Origin of the sequence: Pseudomonas sp. NPDC098740 (assembly GCF_044760065.1) — a bacterium.
In the GTDB taxonomy this organism is placed as follows: Bacteria; Pseudomonadota; Gammaproteobacteria; order Pseudomonadales; family Pseudomonadaceae; genus Aquipseudomonas; species Aquipseudomonas rossensis.
In genome coordinates this window covers 150721-173455 of sequence record NZ_JBIWAM010000001.1, presented here as the reverse complement: position 1 = coordinate 173455, position 22735 = coordinate 150721, and the positions used below count along the sequence as shown (strand labels likewise).

Annotated in this window: 20 protein-coding genes and 3 pseudogenes; 10 read left to right on the top strand and 13 right to left on the bottom strand. The window is 56.2% G+C overall.

Features of this window, described 5'->3' with window-relative positions; translation table 11 throughout:
* Positions 1–9: 9 nt before the first annotated feature.
* Together ACIQU2_RS00840 and ACIQU2_RS00835 are read right to left on the bottom strand one after the other, a co-directional pair.
* Positions 10–795, bottom strand: coding sequence for a molybdopterin-dependent oxidoreductase (locus ACIQU2_RS00840; RefSeq protein WP_403137754.1), 786 nt, complete (start codon positions 793–795; stop codon positions 10–12).
* Positions 792–1412 carry a cytochrome b/b6 domain-containing protein gene (locus ACIQU2_RS00835; protein ID WP_403137752.1) on the bottom strand — a complete coding sequence of 207 codons (621 nt, stop codon included), beginning with the start codon at positions 1410–1412 and terminating at the stop codon, positions 792–794. Before ACIQU2_RS00835 ends, ACIQU2_RS00840 begins: the two co-directional genes overlap by 4 nt.
* A gap of 166 nt (positions 1413–1578) precedes the next feature.
* Here ACIQU2_RS00835 and ACIQU2_RS00830 point away from each other — a divergent pair, with 166 nt between their 5' ends.
* A complete protein-coding gene (locus tag ACIQU2_RS00830) occupies positions 1579–2517 on the top strand; it encodes a class I SAM-dependent methyltransferase (RefSeq protein ID WP_403137751.1) in 939 nt (312 codons plus the stop codon).
* A 97-nt stretch (positions 2518–2614) separates the two neighbouring features.
* On the opposite strand, the pseudogene ACIQU2_RS00825 reads toward ACIQU2_RS00830, so the two are convergent.
* Positions 2615–3041: pseudogene (locus tag ACIQU2_RS00825) on the bottom strand (LuxR C-terminal-related transcriptional regulator).
* Positions 3042–3183: 142 nt separating this feature from the next.
* Here ACIQU2_RS00825 and ACIQU2_RS00820 point away from each other — a divergent pair.
* Positions 3184–4098, top strand: a pseudogene (locus tag ACIQU2_RS00820) (extracellular solute-binding protein); the annotation flags it as partial.
* 212 nt (positions 4099–4310) lie between these two features.
* Complete coding sequence (locus tag ACIQU2_RS00815; RefSeq protein WP_403137749.1) at positions 4311–5432, top strand: P1 family peptidase; 1122 nt, start codon at positions 4311–4313, stop codon at positions 5430–5432.
* Here the strand turns inward: ACIQU2_RS00815 and ACIQU2_RS00810 are convergent.
* The gene (locus ACIQU2_RS00810) at positions 5389–6039 is read right to left on the bottom strand and encodes an NAD(P)H-dependent oxidoreductase (protein ID WP_403137746.1); all 651 of its coding nucleotides are present in this window, start codon (positions 6037–6039) and stop codon (positions 5389–5391) included. The genes ACIQU2_RS00815 and ACIQU2_RS00810 overlap by 44 nt on opposite strands.
* A gap of 86 nt (positions 6040–6125) precedes the next feature.
* Between ACIQU2_RS00810 and ACIQU2_RS00805 the strand changes: the two genes are divergently transcribed.
* On the top strand, positions 6126–6806 hold the full coding sequence (locus ACIQU2_RS00805) for a TetR/AcrR family transcriptional regulator (protein WP_403137744.1): 681 nt from the start codon (positions 6126–6128) through the stop codon (positions 6804–6806).
* 261 nt (positions 6807–7067) lie between these two features.
* Here the strand turns inward: ACIQU2_RS00805 and ltrA are convergent.
* The 3 genes and pseudogenes from ltrA to ACIQU2_RS00790 form a co-directional block, all read right to left on the bottom strand.
* A pseudogene (gene ltrA, locus ACIQU2_RS00800) lies at positions 7068–8490 on the bottom strand (group II intron reverse transcriptase/maturase).
* A 591-nt stretch (positions 8491–9081) separates the two neighbouring features.
* Positions 9082–9771: a GNAT family N-acetyltransferase gene (locus ACIQU2_RS00795; protein WP_403137742.1), complete on the bottom strand. Its 690-nt coding sequence runs from the start codon at positions 9769–9771 to the stop codon at positions 9082–9084.
* 88 nt (positions 9772–9859) lie between these two features.
* Positions 9860–10429, bottom strand: a complete 570-nt coding sequence (locus tag ACIQU2_RS00790; protein WP_403137741.1) for a YceI family protein — start codon at positions 10427–10429, stop codon at positions 9860–9862.
* A 204-nt stretch (positions 10430–10633) separates the two neighbouring features.
* Here ACIQU2_RS00790 and ACIQU2_RS00785 point away from each other — a divergent pair, with 204 nt between their 5' ends.
* Positions 10634–11389 (top strand): SDR family oxidoreductase, encoded by a 756-nt coding sequence (locus tag ACIQU2_RS00785; protein WP_403137739.1) that lies wholly within the window; start codon positions 10634–10636, stop codon positions 11387–11389.
* Positions 11390–11522: 133 nt separating this feature from the next.
* A complete protein-coding gene (locus ACIQU2_RS00780) occupies positions 11523–11930 on the top strand; it encodes a MerR family transcriptional regulator (RefSeq protein WP_403138288.1) in 408 nt (135 codons plus the stop codon).
* Here the strand turns inward: ACIQU2_RS00780 and ACIQU2_RS00775 are convergent.
* A complete protein-coding gene (locus ACIQU2_RS00775; RefSeq protein ID WP_403137736.1) occupies positions 11857–12888 on the bottom strand; it encodes an NAD-dependent epimerase/dehydratase family protein in 1032 nt (343 codons plus the stop codon). The two genes, ACIQU2_RS00780 and ACIQU2_RS00775, sit on opposite strands and share 74 nt — an antisense overlap.
* A gap of 240 nt (positions 12889–13128) precedes the next feature.
* Between ACIQU2_RS00775 and ACIQU2_RS00770 the strand changes: the two genes are divergently transcribed.
* Positions 13129–14496, top strand: a complete 1368-nt coding sequence (locus ACIQU2_RS00770) for an erythromycin esterase family protein (RefSeq protein WP_403137735.1) — start codon at positions 13129–13131, stop codon at positions 14494–14496.
* 205 nt (positions 14497–14701) lie between these two features.
* Here ACIQU2_RS00770 and ACIQU2_RS00765 read toward each other — a convergent pair whose 3' ends face one another.
* Complete coding sequence (locus ACIQU2_RS00765) at positions 14702–15403, bottom strand: phosphoribosyltransferase (RefSeq protein ID WP_403137734.1); 702 nt, start codon at positions 15401–15403, stop codon at positions 14702–14704.
* Between the two features lie 95 nt (positions 15404–15498).
* Entirely contained in the window at positions 15499–16857 is a 1359-nt protein-coding gene (locus ACIQU2_RS00760; protein WP_403137731.1) for an MATE family efflux transporter, read from the bottom strand.
* A 314-nt stretch (positions 16858–17171) separates the two neighbouring features.
* Between ACIQU2_RS00760 and ACIQU2_RS00755 the strand changes: the two genes are divergently transcribed.
* Positions 17172–18083, top strand: a complete 912-nt coding sequence (locus ACIQU2_RS00755) for a DUF5677 domain-containing protein (RefSeq protein ID WP_403137728.1) — start codon at positions 17172–17174, stop codon at positions 18081–18083.
* A 459-nt stretch (positions 18084–18542) separates the two neighbouring features.
* On the opposite strand, the gene ACIQU2_RS00750 is transcribed toward ACIQU2_RS00755, so the two are convergent.
* From ACIQU2_RS00750 to ACIQU2_RS00740, 3 genes are all read right to left on the bottom strand, one after another.
* Positions 18543–18977 (bottom strand): hypothetical protein, encoded by a 435-nt coding sequence (locus tag ACIQU2_RS00750; protein ID WP_403137725.1) that lies wholly within the window; start codon positions 18975–18977, stop codon positions 18543–18545.
* 9 nt (positions 18978–18986) lie between these two features.
* Positions 18987–19793, bottom strand: coding sequence for a hypothetical protein (locus ACIQU2_RS00745; protein WP_403137723.1), 807 nt, complete (start codon positions 19791–19793; stop codon positions 18987–18989).
* A gap of 550 nt (positions 19794–20343) precedes the next feature.
* Positions 20344–21276, bottom strand: a complete 933-nt coding sequence (locus ACIQU2_RS00740) for a diguanylate cyclase (protein ID WP_403137721.1) — start codon at positions 21274–21276, stop codon at positions 20344–20346.
* A gap of 644 nt (positions 21277–21920) precedes the next feature.
* Here ACIQU2_RS00740 and ACIQU2_RS00735 point away from each other — a divergent pair.
* Entirely contained in the window at positions 21921–22193 is a 273-nt protein-coding gene (locus ACIQU2_RS00735; RefSeq protein WP_403137718.1) for a hypothetical protein, read from the top strand.
* A gap of 281 nt (positions 22194–22474) precedes the next feature.
* Positions 22475–22705: a DUF6966 domain-containing protein gene (locus ACIQU2_RS00730; protein ID WP_347806071.1), complete on the top strand. Its 231-nt coding sequence runs from the start codon at positions 22475–22477 to the stop codon at positions 22703–22705.
* Positions 22706–22735 lie beyond the last annotated feature (30 nt).

The following is a 22735-nucleotide window of genomic DNA, read 5'->3' as shown; positions in this document are numbered from 1 at the left end:
CAGGCGCCATCAGCTGCCACCGAACCAGTTGTAGCCCTGGTCTTCCCAGTAGCCACCCGGATAGGTATTGGTGACGAAAATCGCCTGAATGTGTTTGGGATTCTTGTAGCCCAGCTTGGTGGGCATGCGCAGCTTCATCGGGAAACCGTACTGGCGAGGCAGCACCGCGCCGTCATAGGTCAGCGTCAGCAGGGTCTGCGAGTGCAGCGCGGTGGCCATGTCGATGCTGGTGTAGTAATCGTCGGCGCATTTGAAGCCGACATATTTGGCATCCGTGTCGGCACCGACCCGCTTCAGGAAGTCGCTGAACCGCACGCCGCCCCAGCGGCCGATCGCGCTCCAGCCTTCGACGCAGATGTGTCGGGTAATCTGTTCGGTCTGCGCCATGGCGCGCAGTTCTTCCAGGCGCCAGCTGCGCTTGTCGGCGACCATGCCGGTCACTTCCAGTCGATAATCGGTTTCCTCGACGACGGGTGCCTCGTCAATGCCGTAAAAGGCATTGAACGGAAACGGCCGGGTAATCATTGACTCGGGATAGGTCGGCGCCAGGGTATTGGGGTTGAACAACCAGCCCTGCACCCGATCGTTGAACCGGGACATGGAGGACAACGCGGTTTCGACGCTTTCGTTGTCGGTGAGGTTGCAGCCGGACAACATGGCCACGCCGCCCAAGGTCAGGCTGCGCATCAGGAACGAGCGTCGTGAGCGGTCCTCGATCTGTGGTGCAAGGATCTTTCTGGCGTCTGTCAGGATGGACGACTCGTCCAGCCCTGAGCCTTGAATGCGCTTTTTCATACGACCTCCTTGCGACCGACAATCATGGCCCACAACGTTTTGGGAACCAGCGCGACCATCACCAGATGAACCGCGACAAAGGCCACCAACAGCGACATCGCGATGAAGTGCACGTGCCGTGCGCCTTCGTAACCGCCCAGCAGTTCACGCAACAGAGGAAACTGGACGGACTGCCACAACACCAGCCCGGAAATCACCAGCAGCGTGATGTCGACCATCACGAACAGGTACGCCACCCGTTGCACCTGGTTGTAATGACTCAGATCGGCATGCCCCAATCGGCCCCGCAATGCCGCCCACAGGTCATGCAAAACCCCTTTGGGTGAGACCGGGAAAAAGCGCCGTTTCAGACGACCACTGACGAGGTTGATGATCAGGTAGACAAGACCGTTGACGGCCAGAAGCCACATCGCAGCGAAATGCCATTGCAACGCGCCTCCGAGCCAGCCACCCAACGTGATTGCCTTGGGAAAACTGAAGTCATAAAGCGGAGACGCGTTATAGATTCGCCAACCGCTGGTGACCATGACCAGCACCGCCAAGGCGTTCAGCCAATGGGTCAGCCGTAGCCAGCGGGGATGGCTGCTGACCGTGGGTGAAGCAGGTAACTGCGACATGATGGGCTCCCGGCGGTTGATCGTTGGAGCCGAGTATGCGAGCCGACAGATCGCCAAATCCTCACGTAAAGTTAAATTAAACGTGATAACTCTCGGCGCCTTGCAACGGTCCTCGCGCCGCAATTGTGTTTAAAATGCCGCCCCTCCAAATTGCCGACGTTGCCCGATGAACTCAGATGCCCTCTCCACCCTCCACGACCATTTACTGACGGCCCTGGCAACTGCCCCCGCAGAAACCCGCCGACTGTTCCACGGCCGGGGCCGGTGCTGGCCGGGGCTGGAGCAATTGACGGTCGACTGGTTGCAGGGCGTGGTGCTGGTGTCGCTGTTCAAGGAACCCGAAGCGTCGCAGCTGGAAGCGTTGAAACAGAGGCTGATGGACGTCACGCAATCGCCTGCGTGGACGCAATCCGGCGCGCATACACTCTTGCTGCAACATCGCTACCTGCTGCAAAGCACCACCGAGTGGCTGTTGGGGGACGCGATCGACGAGATGACGATCACCGAGGGCGGCCTGCATTACCGGGTGGACCTGGGCCGCAAACAGAACACGGGCCTGTTCCTCGACATGCGTTACGGCCGCGACTGGGTGCGGGCCAATGCCCAAGGCAAGCGCGTGCTGAATCTGTTCGCCTACACCTGCGGATTCTCGGTAGCGGCCATCGAAGGGGGTGCGACGCACGTGGTCAATCTGGACATGTCCAGCCCGGCCCTGAGCCGTGGTCGCGACAATCACCGGCTCAACGGCCACGACCTGAGCAAGGTGACGTTCCTCGGTCATGACCTGTTCAAATCCTGGGGCAAGGTGATCGGCAAGGGCCCCTACGACCTGGTGATCATCGACCCACCGTCCTTTCAGAAAGGCAGTTTTCTGCTGACCAAGGACTACCAGCGCGTGCTGCGTCGACTGCCGGAATTGCTCAGCCCCGAAGGCACGGTTCTGGCGTGCATGAACGATCCGGCGTTCGGTGCGGACTTCCTCATCGACGGCGTCACCCGCGAAGCACCGAGCCTGCGGTTCGAGCAACGGCTGGACAATCCGCCGGAATTTCCGGACGCCGATGTTGAATGCGGGTTGAAGGCGCTGGTGTTCAGGCTGGGTTAGCTGAAGATCAAAAGATCGCAGGCTTCGCCAGCTCCTACAGGGTGTACGCCATCCCAACGTAGGAGCTGGCGAAGCCTGCGATCTTTTGATGTTGATCTCAGCGCGGCTGCAACACCAACGCGAACAGCTCACCATGCCCATTCACATTGAGCTTGTGATAGAGATTGCGCCGGTGCACCTTCACCGTCTCCGGGGAAATGCCCATCTGCTGGGCGATGGCCTTGCTTGAGAAGCCCTGAAGAATCAGGCGCGCCGTTTCGATTTCCCGCACTGACAGACGCGCGTCGAAGCGATCCAGCAGGGTCGCCAGATCCCCGGCCACCGCTTCGGCGGCCGGTCCTTGAAGCGGCATCAAGCAGGCGCGGCACCCGCCCGGCCCGCATCACCGCGACCAACGCGTTGTCCATCGGCACCAGCAACCGCAGCGTGTCGACCAGCGCTCGCCAGAACCCGTCCTGCCCCAAGGCACCAAATACCCGCGCCAGCCCTTGGTGCACCGGTAACTCTTTCAACAACGCGTCCACGCCCTACCCCTTTCGAGTAACCCATGATGGGAATGGGTGAGTCCACTCCCTGCCGATACGCTGCAAGCACCTGATCATCACCGGCCTGCAGCAGGCCAGGAGTGCCGCATCATCAGTCGTCACCGCTCGCATTTCAATCTTGGAAGTGCTGGAAGGCAAACTACTCACCAGCCGCAGCGGATACGACGTGGTGGTGGCCAGCAACTTCAGCTTGCCGACCCTGATCAAGGCCGGTGCCCTTGCACCTCTGCCCCACGCTCAGATGCCTGACTTCAAAAACATGGATGCCGATTTGTTGGCGAAACTGGCCAACAACGATCCGGGCAACCAGTACGCCGTGCCGTATCTGTGGGGCACCAATGGCATCGGCTACAACATCGACAAGGTCCGCGCTGCGCTGGGCGACAAGGCGCCGGTGGATTCCTGGGACCTGGTGTTCAACGAAGAAAACCTGGCCAAGCTCGGCCAGTGTGGCGTGGCCATGCTCGACTCGCCGGCCGAGATGTTGCCCGTCGCCCTGCACTACCTCGGCCTGCCTCCCAACAGCACCAACCCCGAGGACTACAAGAAGGCCGAGGCACTGCTGCTCAAGCTGCGTCCGCACATCGCCTACTTCAACTCGTCCAAGTTCATCAGCGACCTGGCCAACGGCAACATTTGCGTGGCGGTGGGTTGGTCCGGCGCGATGCTGGAAGCCAAGACCAATGCCGAGCAGGCGAACAACGGCGTGAAGATCGCCTACAGCCTGCCGAAAGAAGGCGCGCCGGTGTGGTTCGACACCCTGGTGTTGCTCAAGGACGCACCGCATCCGGAACAGGGGCTGGCGTTCATCGACTACCTGATGCGCCCCGACGTCATCGCGCCGGTCAGCGATCACCTCTCCTACCCCAACGGCAACCGCAGCGCGACGCCACTGGTGGCCGAAGCCACCCGCAACAATCCTGCCGTGTATCCGTCGGCCGAAGCCATGGCCACGTTATTCACCCTTCAGCCTCTGCCGCCCGCCACCGAGCGCGTGCGGACGCGGATCTGGAGCAAAGTGAAAAACGGTCAATAAACCCGATGGGATCTGTAGCAGCTGTCGAGCTTGCGAGGCTGCGTTCGGCTGCGCAGCAGTCGCAAAGTCTAATTACGCGGTGCTTCAGGGGAATCGCGTTAACCGGATTCACGACTGCTTCGCAGCCGAACGCAGCCTCGCAAGCTCGACAGCTGCTACGGGGATTGCGTTAGCCAATAACTTTTTTGAATAAATTGAAGATGAGAGAAACAATGAAACCACGTGCCCGCGACCTGAACATCCAGTTCGGCCAACTGCAACCCGGCCCCCTCAACGCCATCACCGATGTGCCCGGCGTACGGGTCGGCCACAGCAATGTGCGAGGACGCACTGCCCACGGCCGCGACATCCTGACCGGCGTCACCGTGATCGAGCCGCGTGCCGGTTCTACCAGCCTGCAACCGTGCTTTGCCGGCGTCCATGTGCTCAACGGCAACGGTGATGCCACGGGTCTTGAGTGGATTCGCGAAGCAGGCCTTTTGACCAGCCCGATCGCCTTCACCAACACCCACAGCCTGGGTGTGGTGCGCGATGCGCTGGTGACACTGGATCGCCAGAACCAGCCCGATGACGGGCGACTCTACTGGAACATGCCGGTGGTGCTGGAGACCTTCGACGGTCTGCTCAACGACATCAACGGTTTCCACGTGAAGCCTGAACATGTGGCCGAAGCCCTGCGCACGGCGGTGGGTGGCCCAGTCATTGAAGGTGCCGTCGGCGGCGGCAGCGGCATGATCTGCCACGAATTCAAGGGTGGGATCGGCACCGCTTCGCGACGTCTGAACAGTGCTCAGGGCGGCTGGACCGTCGGCGCCATCGTCCAGGCCAACCATGGCATCCGCAACGAATTGCGCGTCGATGGCTACCCGGTCGGGCGATATATGGAAAAGGCCGACTCGCCGTTCCTCAAAGCGTCCTTGCCGCATCCGGGCATGGGCTCGATCGTCGTCTGCCTGGCCACCGATGCACCGTTGCTGCCGCACCAGTGCACTCGCCTCGCGCAGCGCGCCAGCCTCGGTCTTGCCCGCACCGGCGGCGGTAATGAAGATCACAGCGGTGACATCTTCATCGCCTTCGCCACCGGTAATCAGCACGTGCCGCCCGCCGCTTACGAGAGCAAACGTGCGCCGACCACCGACAACCTGAGCATGGTCAACAACGACCACATCAGCGAGTTGTTCCTGGCCGCCACCGAAGCCGTAGAAGAAGCGATCATCAATGCTTTGCTCGCCTCCGACACCGCCGAAGGCAATGGCCATGCGGTGCCGGGACTGGACGCCGGGACGCTGCTCAACGCCATGCGTCGGGCGGGTTGGCCGGGAGAGCAGGGCTGACAAAATTGAGGTGTCTGGATGCCGCAAAGAGCTCGCGACCGAGGCTTTTCGCGGCGTCCAGGTGCACCGTCGGATCCTGAATTTCCGATTCAAGCAGCAGCTCGGACGTCACCACCCGTGCACCGCAATAATCAAAAATCCCATGGTCAATCTGCGTCTTCATGGCTTCGGCATAACCGTGCCGGGCGTAGGTGGCAGCGTCGGCACCGCCCACACCGATCAGGTGAACCCGCAGATGGCCGAGCTTCTTCTCGAGCTTGGCATCGGCAGTGAAATCGAACGCCCAGCCGTTGGCGAACACCCGATCAATCCAGCCCTTGAGCAGTGCCGGCATCGACCACCAGTAGACCGGATAAACCAGCACCACCGCATCGGCGCGGTCTACCCGCGCTTGCTCGGTAACCACATCAGCAGGGGGCGGCGCTTCCCGGTGATGCACCGCCAGATCAGCGACGCTGAACCTCGGATCGAACCCTTCGGCCGAGAGGTCAGCGATTTCAAAGGTATGACCGGGATCGTCCAGGGCGATGCCCTGAGCGACTTGCGCAACCAGGCTATGGGTAAGCGAACGAGGATCGTGATGAGCCACAACGATAAGCGCGTGCATGCTGGAAACTCCTGATTGAGAGTATAAGGCGGACCTTATATACTCTTGGTAAGTTAAGATCAGTAAGTTACTTTTGGTACATAGCCATGTCAACCACCGAAACAGACGCGCAAGATTCCACGCCGCAACCGCGACGACGAATGTCCCGGGAGGACCGCCAACGCCAGTTGCTGGACGTCGCCTGGCAACTCGTTCGGGAAGAAGGCACAGACGCGCTGACATTGGGGCGCCTCGCCGAGCAAGCCGGGATCACCAAACCGGTGGTGTACGATCACTTCACGACGCGCCCCGGGTTGCTGGCGGCGCTCTACCAGGACTTCGACGCCCGACAGACTGCGCTGATGGATGCTGCGCTTCAGGACAGCGAACCGACTTTACCCGGCACCGCCAAGGTGATCGCCTCGTCATACGTCGACTGCGTGCTGCTTCAGGGCAACGAAATCCCCGGCGTCATCGCGGCACTGGCCAGCTCCCCGGAACTGGAGAAGATCAAGCGTGAGTACGAAGCGATTTTCCTGAACAAGTGCCGAACCGCCCTCGCCCCTTTCGCTGGCTCTGGTGAGATCAAGCCAGCGGGATTGCGGGCGATGCTCGGTGCGGCGGAAGCCTTGTCACACGCCGCCGCGAATGGAGAAATCAGCGCCGTGCAGGCACAGGACGAACTGTACGAAACCATCATCGCAATGGTCGAAAGAAGTGCCCGTGGCGACGCTGGAAAAATCGCAAAAACTGACGCCGGACAGATGGATTCGACTAGCGGTACTTGAGCGCCAACCCCCAACTTTCTACGATGATTCTACGCAGCCGCTTGTTTGCTCAAGCCGTTGCGTAAGTGGTGAGTGAAATGAACCCCTACCAAGCTCACCACTTGTTTCATGCGCATCTTGAGCCTCGAGGGCTCTACTTCCTCCCCATCAAAGAGCTTTGAGGCTCTTTTTTATCTGCACGAATTCCAGAATCGAGTAGGAGGCGGCTTTGCAGCCGCCGTCCTCTCACGCCACCGTACGTACGGTTCCGTATACGGCGGTTCAGGTTATACGGCTAAGCCGGTTTATCGTATCCAGTATCGAGACCAGCCCGAGCCGGTCCCACAGCTTCTTTGGTAGCGCCTGATTCATATGTGGCGCTCCCGAGTTCCACCATGGGCCTCGACCGTTGAACGCTGATTTACAGGCGCGCGCCTCGTTGAGCCCCAAACGCCTCAAGTTGCGTATCCTCGTAAAAGGTAGCTTCCATTGGCGCCAGATGGCGCAGCGAAGTTTATGCCTCACCCAACCGTCCAGCTCCTCCAGTGGCCGCTTGCTCTGACCTAGCTTGAAGTAAGCAGCCCAGCCGCGCAGGACGGGATTTATCCGCTCGATGACGTTTGCCATCTTGCAACCCCGCGCTCCGCGCAGCAGGTCTTTCAACCGGTCACGCAGGCGACCCAAGCTCGTTGTCGCTACTTTCAGCTTCGGCTGTTTATGCCAGCTCATCCCATAGCCCAGGTAGTCACAGACCCAAGGTCGTGCCACGCGACTCTTTTCCTGGTTCAACGTCAGTTTCAGACGCTGGCTCAGGAAGCGCTCAACCCCGGCCAACACTCGTTCGCCAGCACGATGACTACACACATAAATGTTCGCATCGTCGGCATAGCGTACGAAACGGTGGCCCCGCCGCTCCAATTCGCGGTCGAGTTCGTTGAGCAGGATATTCGACAGCAACGGCGACAGCGGGCCGCCTTGCGGCGTCCCCTCCTGCCGTCGGCTGGCGATCCCGCCCGACATCACCCCGGCCTCGAGATAGCGACGGATGAGTCTGAGTACCTGCTTGTCTTCAACCTGACGCTGCACATAGGCCATCAATACATCGTGGTTGACCCGATCAAAGAACTTCTCAAGATCAAGTTCCACACACCAGCGGTGCCCTGCCGCCACATGGGCGCGGGCGGTTTCGATGGCTTGATGAGCGCTTCTGCCCGGACGAAAGCCATAGCTGTAGTCCGAGAACAGAGGGTCGAAGATCGGCGTGAGCTGTTGCAGCAAAGCCTGCTGGATCAGACGATCCACGACGCAGGGGATACCCAGCTGCCGTGTCCCGCCTTTGGGTTTGGGAATGTCGACGGCGCGTACACCTTGCGGGTGATACTCGCCGGCCAGCAACCGAGTCTTGAGGATCGGCCAATACTGTTTCACGTAGCCCGCCAATTGGTCGACCGTCATGCCATCGGCACCCGGCGCGCCCTTGTTGCTGACTACGCGTTGATACGCACGCTTGAGGTTGGCGGGTGCAAGCACCCGCGCCATCAGCGTGTCCGGCTCCGCTTTCGTCCACGTCACAGACGCCGCCGATGTCTGAGCACTGCCAGCCGCAAACCCCGGATTCCGTCCGGGACTTGGGGTTACAGCCCTCATGTTGAGAGATTTCTGCTTTTTCGACATTCGACGAGACTCTGACGCCTACTGGCGGCATAACCTGTTCGGCCCTTGGCAACGCGGTTATTCGTCACTTACTACGGCCTCGGCTGACTTCTGCACGCTCATCCCGTCGCCTCTCGACGTTCGGTAGCACAGTGGCAAACGTGCAGATCTCCCAGGGTAATTCGCACGACCTTCCTGCTTATGCCTGTCGGATTTACGTCACAGCGTTCCGTGCAAGTATCGGGCTTTGAAGATATTGGCCTTCTTACCCCGCTGCGCCGCCTAATCCGCTTCCTGTTCGTCAGGCCAGCAATTTGCCTGGGGCTTCCTTCAGATTCGCAGTCACCCGCGACACCCTTGCCTTCGGCTAACACTTCCCCTTGCCGGGTGTGTAGAGGACTTGCACCTCCAAGTCACCAGCGTGGCCACCACAGCCAAACTGGTTGCGCTTGCGCGCAACGCGCCATGCCTGGCGCACCAAGAAAAAGCCCGGCATTTGGCCGGGCTTTGCGCGTCTGATCGGATTCGATCCAACAACCAACACAAGTCCAATGTGGGAGCGAGCTTGCTCGCGATGGCGGTTGATCATTCAACATCAATATCGACTGATCCGCCGCCATCGCGAGCAAGCTCGCTCCCACAGTTAACCAAGTTCCTCCAGCCGCTCCCGAACAAACTCATTCGCCTTGCGCGTCATCTGGTCCAGATGCCGGTCACGCTGTTTTTCCGCATCGAGCATCGCTCGCTTGCCGTGTTTTTGCAGCAAATACGTATGAATCTGCCGCACCTCCAGCGAGCTGTAGATCGATGCCACGTCCAGCACGGCCATCAAGCCATCACTGCCGTGATCGCGGGTGTTCATCAGTACTTGAGTAGCGCGCACTCCCACCACCCGAAACCCCATTGCCTCAAAATACGGAACCTTGGCCACGGCGCACGTCAGCTCGGCATGCGGGTAGCGGCCGACCATTTCCTGCAGCATCCGCCGGGCAATACCTTGGCGTCGATGGCTGGCATTCACCGCCATATACGCAACACCGCATGCATCGGGATCGTCCTTGACCGGTAGGTAAAGCAAAAAACCGATGACCTTCTCGGGGTCGTCTTCGTCGGTCGCGACGAGCAACTCCACGGCAATCCCTTTCGCTCCGTTCAATGCCTCCAGATAGAGGTGAACCTCGTAGCCGATCGCGTACTGATACACGTTGTACAACAGGTTGCTCGGCGCGATAGCGACCATGCTGATGTCGGTCAGGTAATCGACCACCATTTGCAGGATCTGGCTATTGATGTGCTCGGGGCACGGGGTTTTGAAATGGATGATCTGGGGCATTCGTGGCTCTGACTCTGGGACGGACGTGAAGAGTGTGTTCGCAGGCGTGCCTATCATAACGTGCCGGGGCAGCGTGCGCCGCAGCACGTTACTGCTGCGGCGCAACCATCCGAAACCGGATATTGATCTTGTCAGAGACAACACCACCGGCCCATTCACCTTCGCCGACTTTGAAGTCGCTGCGCTTGAGCGTTAACTGGCCATCGAAAATCCCGATGGCGTTGTCGGTCTTCAAGAGGACCGGTACCTCCACTTCACGCGTGATTCCTCTGAGCGTGAGTTTGCCGGTGATCGAGTAACGGTTGTCGCCCAGTACCTTCACACCGGTCGATTCAAACGTCGCCACTGGATACGTTGCCGTGTTGAACCAGGCTGGTTTTTGCAGTTCGCTGTTGGCGTCGCTGCTTCCGGCGTCGATGCTGTCGAGCTGGATGGTGAGCGCGGCCCGGCCTGCCGACGGGTTCGCCGTGTCGAAATCAAGCGTGGCCTCGAACTTGCGGAACGTGCCGTATACCCGCGAGGAGAACTGTTTAAACGTGAAGGAAATCGTGCTGGCGGTCTCATTGACCTGCGTGTATTCGACCGCCTGGGCGCAAGGCAACGCGCCGAATGCAAGGGCGGCCACCAGCACGGCGCAGGTCGGGAATCGATGTTTCATGGGATTCTCCGGTCGGGTCCCGTCTTGAGCTGCGGCGCCGCACACATGAGCGAGCGATAGGTGGACTAAAGCAAACAAACGCCGTTAATTCCACCTGCAACTCAGACTTCCGACCACCTGTCGGCCCACGCCAATGGCCGCCCGATACGGCCGCTGCCCGGGTGTTTAATGACTGTCCCAACTCACCGCATCGGGAGACCGGCCATGAAATTCGTCATCATCGGAGGAAGCGGGTTGATCGGCAGCAAAGTCTGCAAGAACCTCCAGGATCTGGGGCATGAAGTCATATCTGCGTCACCGAGTACCGGCATCAACGTCATCACCGGCGAAGGCCTGGCGGACGCGCTCGAGGGCGCCGACGTGTTGGTCGACGTGGCCAACTCCCCCTCATTCGAGGATCACGCGGCGTTGCATTTCTTTGAGACCGCCGGGCATAACCTGTTTGCTGCCGAGAAGGTAGCCGGCACCAAACACCATGTCGCCCTGTCAGTCGTGGGCACCGAACGAATGCTCGACAGTGGTTATTTCCGGGCCAAAATGGCCCAGGAAAAACTCATCAAGGCATCGGGTGTTCCCTACACTATCCTGCGGGCCACACAGTTCTTCGAGTTCATTGGTGCCATTGCTTACTCGGGTCGCGAGGACGGCAACACCATCCATTTAACGGCCGCCGCGTTGCAACCGGTGGCCTCGGTCGATGTCGCGGCCGCACTGACGGCTATCGCTCAAAAAGCGCCGAACAATCAGACCGTGGAAGTGGCCGGGCCGGATCGCCGACCCATTGTCGAATTCGTAAGTGAGTACCTGAAACACACCAAGGACCCGCGCGAAGCCGTTTCGGATGACACGGTTCCTTACTTCGGCGCCCCGATCAATGACAAGTCCCTCACGCCAGGCGATAGCCCCATTGTCGGAGCGACCCGGTTTGAAGATTGGCTAGAGATCGCGCATCCCTCTTGAGTTGCTATTGGCAATGATGATCAGCGGGCTCAGGTATCAGCTCTTCACAAGCAACGGCTTGCAAGCAAATCGGGCTGCGATAGGATGACGCCCGGATTTTCGATAGCGACTCGCATGGCGAGAAGGATTGCTGATGTTCATTGGAAGACTCGCCGGGCTCACCGGTTGCACCCCGAAAGCCATTCGACTTTACGAACAGATGGGGTTGATCCCGGAACCGGATCGCCAGGGTCGATATCGCGTCTACACCTCACATCACCTCACGCTCGTGCGCCTCATCCGCCGGGCGCAGATCGCCGGTTTCAAGCTCGCCGAGATGGTGCCTCTCATCGCTGCAAAGAACACATTGAAAGCCTTTCCCGTGGAACTGGCCAACGAGGCGATCGACCTCAAGCGCCAACACATCTTCGGGAAAATAGCCGACTTGCTGGCCTTGGCTGATCACCTCGGCGAACTCAAAATCGAGATCAATTCCCTTTTTGAACCGGGCGCAGTGATAACGCCTCATAGCGATGCGTCGAGCGCTGGCCGAGACAGATAAAAGTCGATTGCAGAGCGACTTCCGGCGCCCGCGGACGGAAGCCCAATTCGGTCCTGGCCTTGGTGATGGCGTATTCCTGCTTGACGCCGTGGAACATCCTCACCTGACTGAGCAACAGTTGGGCTGGCCGACCGGTCAACCCGGCCCAACGTTCCTGTATGCACGCCACCGCGACCAACAGCCATTTGGGTGCCGGCGGTGGTGGGCGATAGCCCGGTGAAACCACGTTCGCGGCATCAATGATCTGGGCCAGTGAAGAGGACCGTTCATTCGCCAGAATGTAGCGCTGCCCTGACCGGCCTTTTTCTGCCGCGAGGATCATCCCCAGGGCGACATCTCGCACGTCGACAAAATTGAAATGAAAGCCTGGGTCCAGAGGCATTTGCCGCCGCCAGACCGAATCGACAAACTTCATGGTGTCAGTCAGCTTGGCCGCGTTGGGACCGATCATCGCCGAGGGCAACACCGAGACCATCCAAAGGTTCAGGGCCTGAGCCGTACGCCAGGCCATTTGCTCCGACAGGATTTTGGACGCGTAATAGGCATTCTCGTCCTCGTCATTCCAGTGCTCTTCATCGAGCGCCTGCCCGTTCTGACCGATGGCCGCAACGGAACTGACATACACCACGCGCTTGACCCCCGCCTTCGCCGCCGCCTGCAAAACGCGACGTGTTCCTTCCACATTCGGTTCGATAATCTCGGCGTGCGGATGCCTCGCCCAATGCTTGAACACCGCCGCGACCTGAAACAACAGGTCCACCCCGTTCAACGCCTCGAGCATGGCCGCTTCGTCGAGCAGTTCGGCATACACCCTTTCGCAATCCAGCCCCTCGAACGCTGCCCAATCGTTCACATCACGAACCCCGGCGCGGACTCGGTAACCCTGATCGAGCAAGGCTCTGACCAAGGTATTGCCCAAATGCCCATTGGCCCCTGTGACCAGACATAACTGACTCATACAACTGCCCCCCTCGCTTGAATAAACATCCATTTTGGCGAGGACGACCTTAGGCTCTGTCCCTTGGGACAGAGTCAAGCAGTACACGCTCACGCGGCCACCGGATCGTCGAATCGACTGGTCACTGGCGAAGAATTTTTTTCCTGTTTCTGACTCAAAACAAACACAGACAGGTCAGTCGTGCCGATCAAAGCCGACTCACTGCACGCTGGACAATCCACCCTCATGGGGATGACGTCCATGAACAAAACTCCCCAAGACATGCCAGACACACTTTATGGCTCACATAGCCATATTGACGAGGCCGCCATCGCCCCTCTCCTGCGTCAATACGCCGAGCCCCTGCCGGAACAGGACGCCGAAGCCCTTGGTGAAATGTTCGACCGCTACGCTGATGCGCGGGTGGTGATGATCGGTGAAGCCAGTCACGGCACTCGCGACTTTTATCGAGCCCGGGCTGCGATCACCCAAAGACTGATCAAGCAGCACGGCTTCAGTATCGTGGCGGTTGAAGCCGACTGGCCAGACGCCGGTCATGTCGACCGTTATGTCCGGGGGTTAGCGCCCTCGGCCTGGAAACGTCATATCTTCAGCCGGTTTCCAACCTGGATGTGGCGCAACACCGATGTGAGAGCGTTCGCCCATTGGCTCCATCAGTACAACCACCAGCAAGCCCCTGAATGTCGCGTCGAGTTTCGCGGTCTGGACGTTTACAGTTTGCGTAACTCCATTCATGAGGTGCTGAGCTATCTGGAACGGGTCGACCCGCACCTAGCCTATGAAGCAAGGCGTCGTTATGGCTGTTTGACACCCTGGCAGGATGATCCTGCGTTGTACGGGCATTTTGTCGAACGCGACGGCCTGATGCCCTGCGAGCATGACGTGGTCGACCAGCTCAATGCCATGTTGGCCGAACAACTGGCCGGGCTTGTCCAATACGACGAGGCGTTCTTCAATGCTGCGCAAAACGCGCGGGTCGTCCGGGCGACGGAACAATACTACCGAGCGATTTATCGAGGTTCGACCGCCTCCTGGAACCTTCGTGACCGGCACATGTTCGACACATTACAGGCCCTGCTCGAGCATCGAGGCCCAAACGCCAAAGCAGTGGTGTGGGCGCACAACTCCCATATCGGCAATGCGGCGGCCACGGAAATGGGCTGGAAAGGCCAGTTCAATATCGGTCAGCTGTGCCGCAACGCTTATGGCCGCAATGTCGTTCTGATCGGCATGAGCACCGACCGGGGTCAGGTAGCAGCGGCCGATGACTGGGATGGCGAGATGCACATCAAGGACATCCGGCCATCTCGTCCAGACAGTTGGGAGCATCAGTTCCTCAAGGCCGGTGTCCCGGCGTCATTGACCGATTGGCGAGATCCGCAGCGAAAAGATCTGCTTCGAGCCTTGTCCAAACCTTTGTTGGAGCGGGCCATCGGGGTGATTTACCGACCCGACAGCGAGCGCAGCAGTCATTACTTCGAGGCGGTGCTGGCCGAACAATTTGATGCAATGGTCTGGATTGAACAGACCCAACCGGTGACGGCACTGGCACTGCCGAAAAGCCAGGAACTGGAACCGGAAGACGACACCTTCCCATTTGGTGTGTAAACCCGGGAGTAACGCCTAATGCCGATCAGTTAAGGAGCGACACAATCCGTAGCAGCTGGCGAAGCCTGCGTTCGGTTCGGGCCGCGTTCGGACGCAGCAGTCGTAAAACCTGAGTTTGCGGTCTTCCTGAAACACCGCATCGTCTGATTTCACGACTGCTGCGCAGCCGAACGCAGGCTTCGCCAGCTGCTACGGATTGTGTCGCTCACGCCTCGGAACGTCCCTGAGCTGAAGCGCCGCTAGCAGATTCTCGCAGCCAGGCCCGCTGCAACAGCTTGATGACCTCGGCATCCGAGGTCTGGGTAAAGTCCATGTACCAACGGCTGATCGACATCATCCAGTCAGGAATGATCGGGCATATCAGCTCATCCACCTCGCTGCGCAGCGCCTCCGCCGTCTCAATCGGCGCCACCGGCACGGCGACGATGATGCGAGACGGCGCTTGCGCACGCACCGCGTGGATCGCCGCCATCATCGAGGCGCCTGTCGCCAGGCCGTCGTCGATCAGGATCACGACCTGATCCTTGAGTTGCACAGGCGCGCGCGTTCCCCGGTAAACCTTCTCGCGGCGTAGCAGCTCCCGGGTTTCCCGTGCGACCACGTCATCGAACGTGGCCGGGTCAATCGGGTGAACCCGCAGCGCATGTTCATTGAGGATTTGGATGCCGCCGCTGGCGATGGCGCCCATGGCGAACTCTTGATGAGACGGAACACCCAGCTTGCGCACCAGCATCAGGTCCAGACGAACGTCCAGTGCCGCGGCCACTTCATAAGCCACCGGCACACCGCCACGGGGCAAGGCGAGGACGATGACATCGGGGCGATGAGCGTATTTGAGCAGCGGTTCCACCAGCCGTCGCCCGGCTGCTGCCCGGTCCTGCAGGATGGTGGGCGATGAGAGACTCATTTGAAAACCTCCTCAGGCGATCACGCCTGTCGGTTCGCATCACACAGTCACTCTGAATTGTCAGTCTGAAGGTGGCCGACAGCAAGTCCGCCCGCCTACACCAACCGCTCGATCTTCTGATGCTGCCAGACCATCTTGTAATACGCCGTCTGCAACACCAGCATCCCCAGATACGCCACCGGAAACGCCATCCACACACCCTGCAACCCGAAGTGCCCGTCCAGCACATACGCCACCGGCAACTGCACCCCGACCACACAAATAATTGAAATCGCCATCGGCACCAGCACCGAGCCGCTGGCGCGCATGATGCCGCCGACAATCGCCTGGAAGCCGAACACCAACAGACTCCACAGCATGATGTGCAACAAATGCTCCGCCTTCGCCCGGGTGAAATCATCCGTGAGGAACAACCCCAGCAACCAGTGCGACAACAGATAACCCAACACCACCAACCCACCGGTCAGGCACACGTTGATCAACAGCCCCGTGCGCAGAATCGGCCCCATGCGCTCAAGCCGCCCTGCCCCAATCGCCTGAGCACCGAGGATCGACGCCGTGATCGCAATCGACAGCGCCGGAAACTGCACATAATTGACGATCTGCGTCACCGCGCCATACGCCGCCGTCGCCTGCGAACCGTGCTGATTCACCAGCGCCAGAATCACCAGCTCCGACACCGACAACACCACCATCTGCAACCCGGTCGGCAACCCGATGCGCAACACCTTGCCGAGAATCACCAGATCCAGCCGCATCGCCGCAAACATCTCCCGATCCGGCGCCAACGGATGCCCCTTGCGAATCAACCGCCACGCCAGCCACCCCATCGCCGACAAGTTACCCGCCAACCCCGCATACGCCGCACTCTGAATCCCCATCATCGGCAGCCCAAACCAACCGCGAATCAACGCCGGCGTCAGCGCCAACCCGATACACGTCGACACCACCAACGCAATCAGCGGCGACACCGTATCGCTCACTCCGCGCAGGAGTTGGGTGAAGAGTACGTAGACCAGGAGGGACGGCATGATCCACATCATCACGTGGGCGTAGGACACTGCGTCATCAAGAACGTCTGCCGGCGTCCCCAAACCCTGCAACGCTGGCCTTGCGAAAACGCTGCCGAGTACTGCCGCTGTCAGGCCGATCATTGCGCCTAACAGTAAAGTTGTTCCGGCGATGGTTTTCACCAGATGCGGTTCACGCGCGCCCCAGGCTTGGCCGATCAACACGCCGGCACCCGCGCCGAGGCCGATGACCAGGGCGATGAAGAAGAAGACGATGGGGAACATGCCAGAGACGGCGGCCAGGGCTTGGGTGCCGAGCATTTGGCCGATGTAGATGCTGTTGATGGTGCCCGACATGGATTGGAGGAAATTGGAGAGGACCATGGGGGCCAGGAAAAGGAGGTAGGTTTTCCAGAGGGGGTGTTGGGTGGCGGGGGTATGCATTGAGGGTCCGTCTCGGGGGTGGGCTCGTGTTTTGGAAATTCTACGCTAGGGGACTGGGCACCACCCGATTCGATTTCGCAGATTTGGGAAGTATGAGTAATGTTCGCTTTCGGCCAAAAGCCGCCGTCCAATATGAGGCGGTTTCAGTGGGAGGTGATTGCATGAGGCAGATTGTTTATTAGAGACGAATGCCCGGGTTAACAGTCGAATAATGTGGTCGACGAGTTATTGGCGCCCCAGCTGACTTAGAGGACTGAACTGGTGTATCGTTTACGCATTGACTCTCCATATCTAGAAACGACTAAGGAATGGCCGTGGAGAACTACAATCGCAAAGAGCAATTCACAAAACCGCACCTTGAACACAAGCGTCACTTGCCTGAACTTGAAAAACTGCAGTATCAAATCGATGAGGTGCTACATAGCATTAGTCTAGATGAAGCTGGTGATTTTATGCTTGCGTCGAAAGTTTGCTGCTACACTACAGCCGATATAATTGCCGATTTAAATATTGCAATCCTTCAAAGTCTAAAAATTGGAAGTTTCTCTGCGGCTGAAGCGCTTTCCAGGTCATCTCTTGAAAACTCAATAAATTTGATTCTTTTTAGCCAAGACCCTACAACTAGCAGGCCGAAATCGATCCTGCTGAATTATTTTAAGACTTCCAAGATTCGGGCCCAAAAATGGCATCGCTATGCAAAAGAAAGTAATAATGCTGAATCTATCGAGCGTTCAAGTGATTTTGAGCAATCATTAGACATCATAAAAGGTCTGTTCGGGGACCTAGACCCAAAAACTATCAAAGGTTGGCCGGACGCGTACAGCCGATTTAGAGATGCTGGATTCGAACATTTTTACCATATCCTTTTTGCTCCTGCTTCGGACTCTATACATGGCTTCAGTAATGATATATTCAATCGTATTTTTGCTGAAAAACTTCCACTGAGCGAAGAGGAAAGAAAGGAATTCGTTGAAGGACAATTGGCAGAAAAAATTTCTTTTGCGTATTACCTCGCGACTCACTCAGTCCTCTTTTTTTGCGTAGCTGCGTCTTCTATCGCCGACAGAGCTGAGAATGAAGAAGCGTCTGCAAAATTTCAAATCATTGGAAAAGCTCTCGAGGTGATGATAATGGAACATGAGACGCTGACTAAAGCTTGTCTCGATACCATAGCGCCAGCCAAGGAGAGCCTAATGGAAAAGCAACGCAGCAGTGAAGTACGTTGATCCGAAGCTTCTAGAGTGGTCTCCGGCCTGAAGCAGCTACTGGTGATAGGTTGCAGTCAGGCATAGGAGGGGCCGCGACATTAAAGTTAAGTTTGTTGAGCCTGACGAGTCGCGAATAATATAAAGCCGGGGGAGATTAAGAATGGCGGTAACTAACGGGCACGGAAATCCTAATTGGACACGTGACGAGGTAATACTAGCGCTTGAACTCTACCATGCCTGTCCTGGCCAGCTTCCTGGCCCCGCGGATGATAGGGTACGTGAACTATCTGCCGTGTTAAGAGCATTTTCCCACCACGGCAAAACGACCCATAACTGCGCTCCGTGGAAGGCAGCTATGGGTTAGAAATTCAACCAGTTGATGCAACAGATTGGATAAATCTTACAGCCAGCCTTTCGTAGTTAGCACTTTCGAAAGTGGCAATTCATCTGCTATTAATAAATGGCTATCCGATATTGTTATTTCGATAGTCTAATTATTGAGCTTATAACGGATTTCAGTCGCGCCGTTCCAAAGATTTGGCTTAGCAGCGTTTCTAGACCTTCGGCATCTTTGACTAATATTTTGTTAGTAGAGGGTGCGCCCTGTTTAGCATTAACTTCCGAAGCGATCTTTCCATCAAGTTTGAAAGTGACAGGAAATAAGGTGATGTCGTGTGAGAAACTGAACAAATTGAAGCGGTAGTCTTTTAGGAACTTTCCTCGAATGTCGAATCGATACGCAAAATCATTCGACATGCCAAATCTGATCTTATCAATTTCGTCTAGCTGTACAATGTCGGCATGAACCATATCGTTGGTTAGTTGAGGGAGAAGCCTTGCTTGCTCCTCTAACAATTCTTTGGTGGAAGGTAGATCGCTCGCCTCGAACTCTGTAGGCCAAAGGTTTTTCATATTAAACTCCTAAGCTAAATTAAAAGCGAAAAAAATTGGTAGATGATCACTGATTGTAGGGCGATTTTTATTGCTGACCAAGTCAATTGAACCCGCAATCGTAAGAATTTTAAGAGAGGATTTATCAAGCTGGTTTGCAATTGACGGCCTCAATATAACTTGATCAAGAGTATTCCAGTAATGTGAAAGAGATGTTGGGGAAGGGTGGAAGTATGTTCCTGGCATCCCAACAAAGTCACCGAGTAAGTTCCACGTTGGATTATAGAAAAAGCTGTGCGTATCTCCATGGAAAACCCGATCTTTTTTATTCGCCGTGACTAGGCATGGAAGTGAATTCAACGCCACAACAGACATCATTCCATCATCAAAGGGATTCATGTTGAAATCTCCAGTCACGATAGTGTTGGCATGCCCAGCTTCTATTTCTGCCTTTTCAAGGTCCCGCTTAAAAAAGCTTGCTATATGAACTTGATCCTGATCGTTGACGTGCATTTTGCTCGGAAGGTGCACGAAGGCGAGTAAAATGGGATGACGTCCTGGCACAGCTAACTCTTTTATAGTATATCTCTCGGCTTCTCGTTTATGGCTTATAAAAGAGTAGTGAAATGAAGCTATCAGTGTAATTCGATCGCAGCCGATTTGAGGTATTATAAAAAAATCTAACCCTTTTTTTGATAGCTCATGAAGTAAGCTTGTTCCGTCTTCTGTATATTCTGCAAGCGCAATAAGATTGGCGCCAGATGATGCTGCTAGTTCAGAGATTTCCACATCGGGAGCTTTTTTCCCCGTATTCCAGAATAAACATCTCAACTGCATTAGATACTCGCTTGGTGCTGTGTTATTGATTGAAAGGTGTTAGTGGGTTTTATTCAAGCCCCCAGCGACAAAAAAACGCCTGTTTAGACTGATTGAAGGTTCTGGTAAACGATGACTATCACATTCCTAATGTATTCACGCTGCAAATGGTAGCGCGGTTATTCAAATAAGAACACTAGGATGAAAAAAATCTGAATATACAGATCCTAATGTCGGCTCCAGGCTCAAGGCGGGTTGCCCGCTTTTGGCCGATTTCTGCCTTTCGTCACCGGCAGCTATGGGTCTAGGCTGTGTGAAAACGTTTGAGAGCAAGTCTGACAGTCAGAATCGGAACGAACGACGCATTCCTACGCAAACTTCAGGTCTGGCTGACTAACCAAACCCTGGCAGATTTTACTTAGCAACGCAGACTACGAGACGGTGCATGCATTTTCACACAGCCTAGGTCGATTTCTGCCAGCCGCAAACGGACCTAGGCGACCCTCAAACAGGCCTTTAGGGCGCTACATGATGTTGAGCAATGGCCATTTTCTAGAATTCCCTACAAAACCTAAAGATTAAAAAATTGGTTTCTACCTCGTTCTTTAGCTATATAGAGAGCTTTATCGGCTCGGGCCAGTAGTACGTTATCTGGTTGCAGTGGGTCAAATGTATGTAATGAAAAACCAACGCTTATAGTTAAGTATCCTGTGCTGGAAGCGGAGTGCGGTATTCTCAAGTCTCGCACTAGTTGGCATAGAGTTTCGACGTGCCGAGCTGATTGGTCTTTCGTCATGCCGTTGGAAAGAATTACAAATTCTTCACCGCCATACCTGGCTGCAAAATCAGAACTTCGCTGGAAAGACTTATTCAAACTATCAGCGACACGTATTAATGCTTCGTCGCCAGCCTGATGCCCATAAATATCATTGAATGACTTGAAGTTATCGACATCAATCATGGCAAGAGTCAATGAGTCGCTGTTGCGGCATGCAATTTTACATTGAATTTCGAACTGTGTATCAAAAAAACGACGATTGTAAATGCCTGTCAGTCCATCTTTTATGGATAGTTGTTCGAAGTGTGCTTTCATTTCCTCTAGGGACTGATGCTCGTCGCGAAGTTGCTGTTGTATTAGCATGCGAGGCGTTACATCTTTTTGTATACCTAAAAAATTTGTTACAATTCCATTCTCATCATGAATTGGAGATATGCTTAGCTCATTCCAAAACATCGTTCCATCCTTGCGGTAGTTTCGCAAGGTTACGAGGCAGTGCTCACCCTTTTTAACGGCGTTGTGAACTATTTCAAGTTCAGGCTGTTCTTGATCGTTTTTTTGTAGGTATCGGCAGTTAATGTTAGTGATTTCTTCAAACGAGTAACCGGTCATGCGCTCAAACGCAGGATTTACAAAAATCAGCGGATTGTCGTCGATACAATTATCGGAGATGGTGATGCCATCTCGAGAATCCATAACTGCCTGTTTAAGAATTTCAATCTTCATGCAAATTCCGTTAGTAGGATTGAATGGAGAAGCGCTGTTTTAAAAAGGGTATAACATCTAGATAGCACAATTAATTAACTTGCTTAATGTGTAAGTGTAGTCGTTGGAAAAATACAATGTCTGTTTTTTATGCTTTCGATAGCCGTTGCGATTGATTTCAGTCAAAAGTTCCGCAGAAATGGCCTTGGCTGGCTGATTGCGTCAGAAATGACCTGCATTAGGGCATCAGTATTAAAGGCTTAACTGGTCACTTCTTTTTCGCGCGACCGCGTGGTGACCGGCAGCTTTAGGCCGATAGCCGTCGCTCGCTGAAGGGGCGTAACGGTCCTAGGAGCACCATAAAAATTCCTACACAAACCTCGGAATCCCTCACCTTTCCCGCCGTTCTGATGAGGCCTATAGTCCATCTCGTCGCCCGAAATGGCGATTCGGGTTTGGCGACCCGAGATACGAATGCGAGGGCCGCCTGCTCATTTGCAGGCGTCGTCGCAACTGCAAAACCGCTGTACTATGGCGGTTGCGCGCGGGAGACCTTCGGGTCTGCCGGTTTTCGTTCCCGGTTCGCCAACCTGCGCGCAACTGCCACCCTATTCGTTTGGCGACGATCTGTTGGCGGTCTCATCTAACTGAACGAGATCTCACCTATGGAAAGATACATGCCCCTCACCGGAATCGACCTGATCCCGGCCTCCCTGCTCATCGACACCCAAGCCCCACTCGACGTCCTGCAAGCCATGGCCGATTACCGCATCCGCACGGTCACGCAGGTGCTGGAAAACATCGCCTACCGCGGCGAACTCGGTTGCGACACGGTGGTGCTGTCGGACTTCTCCAAACTGCTGGCCATTCCGTTACGCGATGGCTGTGACTTGATGGATGTGATCGGCCGGCGCTTGCGGGCTCAAGTAGCGGGATAAACGAAAACGGGCGCCGTGAAGGCGCCCGTTTTTTTTTGTCCGCAAACAAAGAGGTGCACCAGCATCCATCGGACTTGCCAGCTCCGAGCGAAATCAAGGATTGTGTGCGCAAATGGCTGAAGCGGAGGTTATCGCACGGTCAACTGCTCAATGGTCGAAAATCCATCGTTCCACAGTTTGGATGACCTCAAAATGGGACAAATGACTGAACAATTGATCGACGTTCTGGATCAGCTCGCCACCGTGCTGAAATCGATGGAGCTACTCACTGGAGCCAGTGGATGCGCAAAGCCAAGGCACACTTGATGAACTCTGATTACTACGGGGTTGAGTATTTGCTGTCAGCCTTTGGCGGAATGGGCTCGCTTAATGACCTGGTCCTTGGGCAACACCACGTCGATGGTGTTTGGGCCTGGAAGCCCGGGTATGTCGAGTTGAACACAAGATTTGATTCGTTACGCAGCGAAGCCGCAGCGCTCGCGAGAGCCATAAAACGTACGCAGCAAAATTGATCTGTCCCCATTTAATTCCTGCAATCTGAT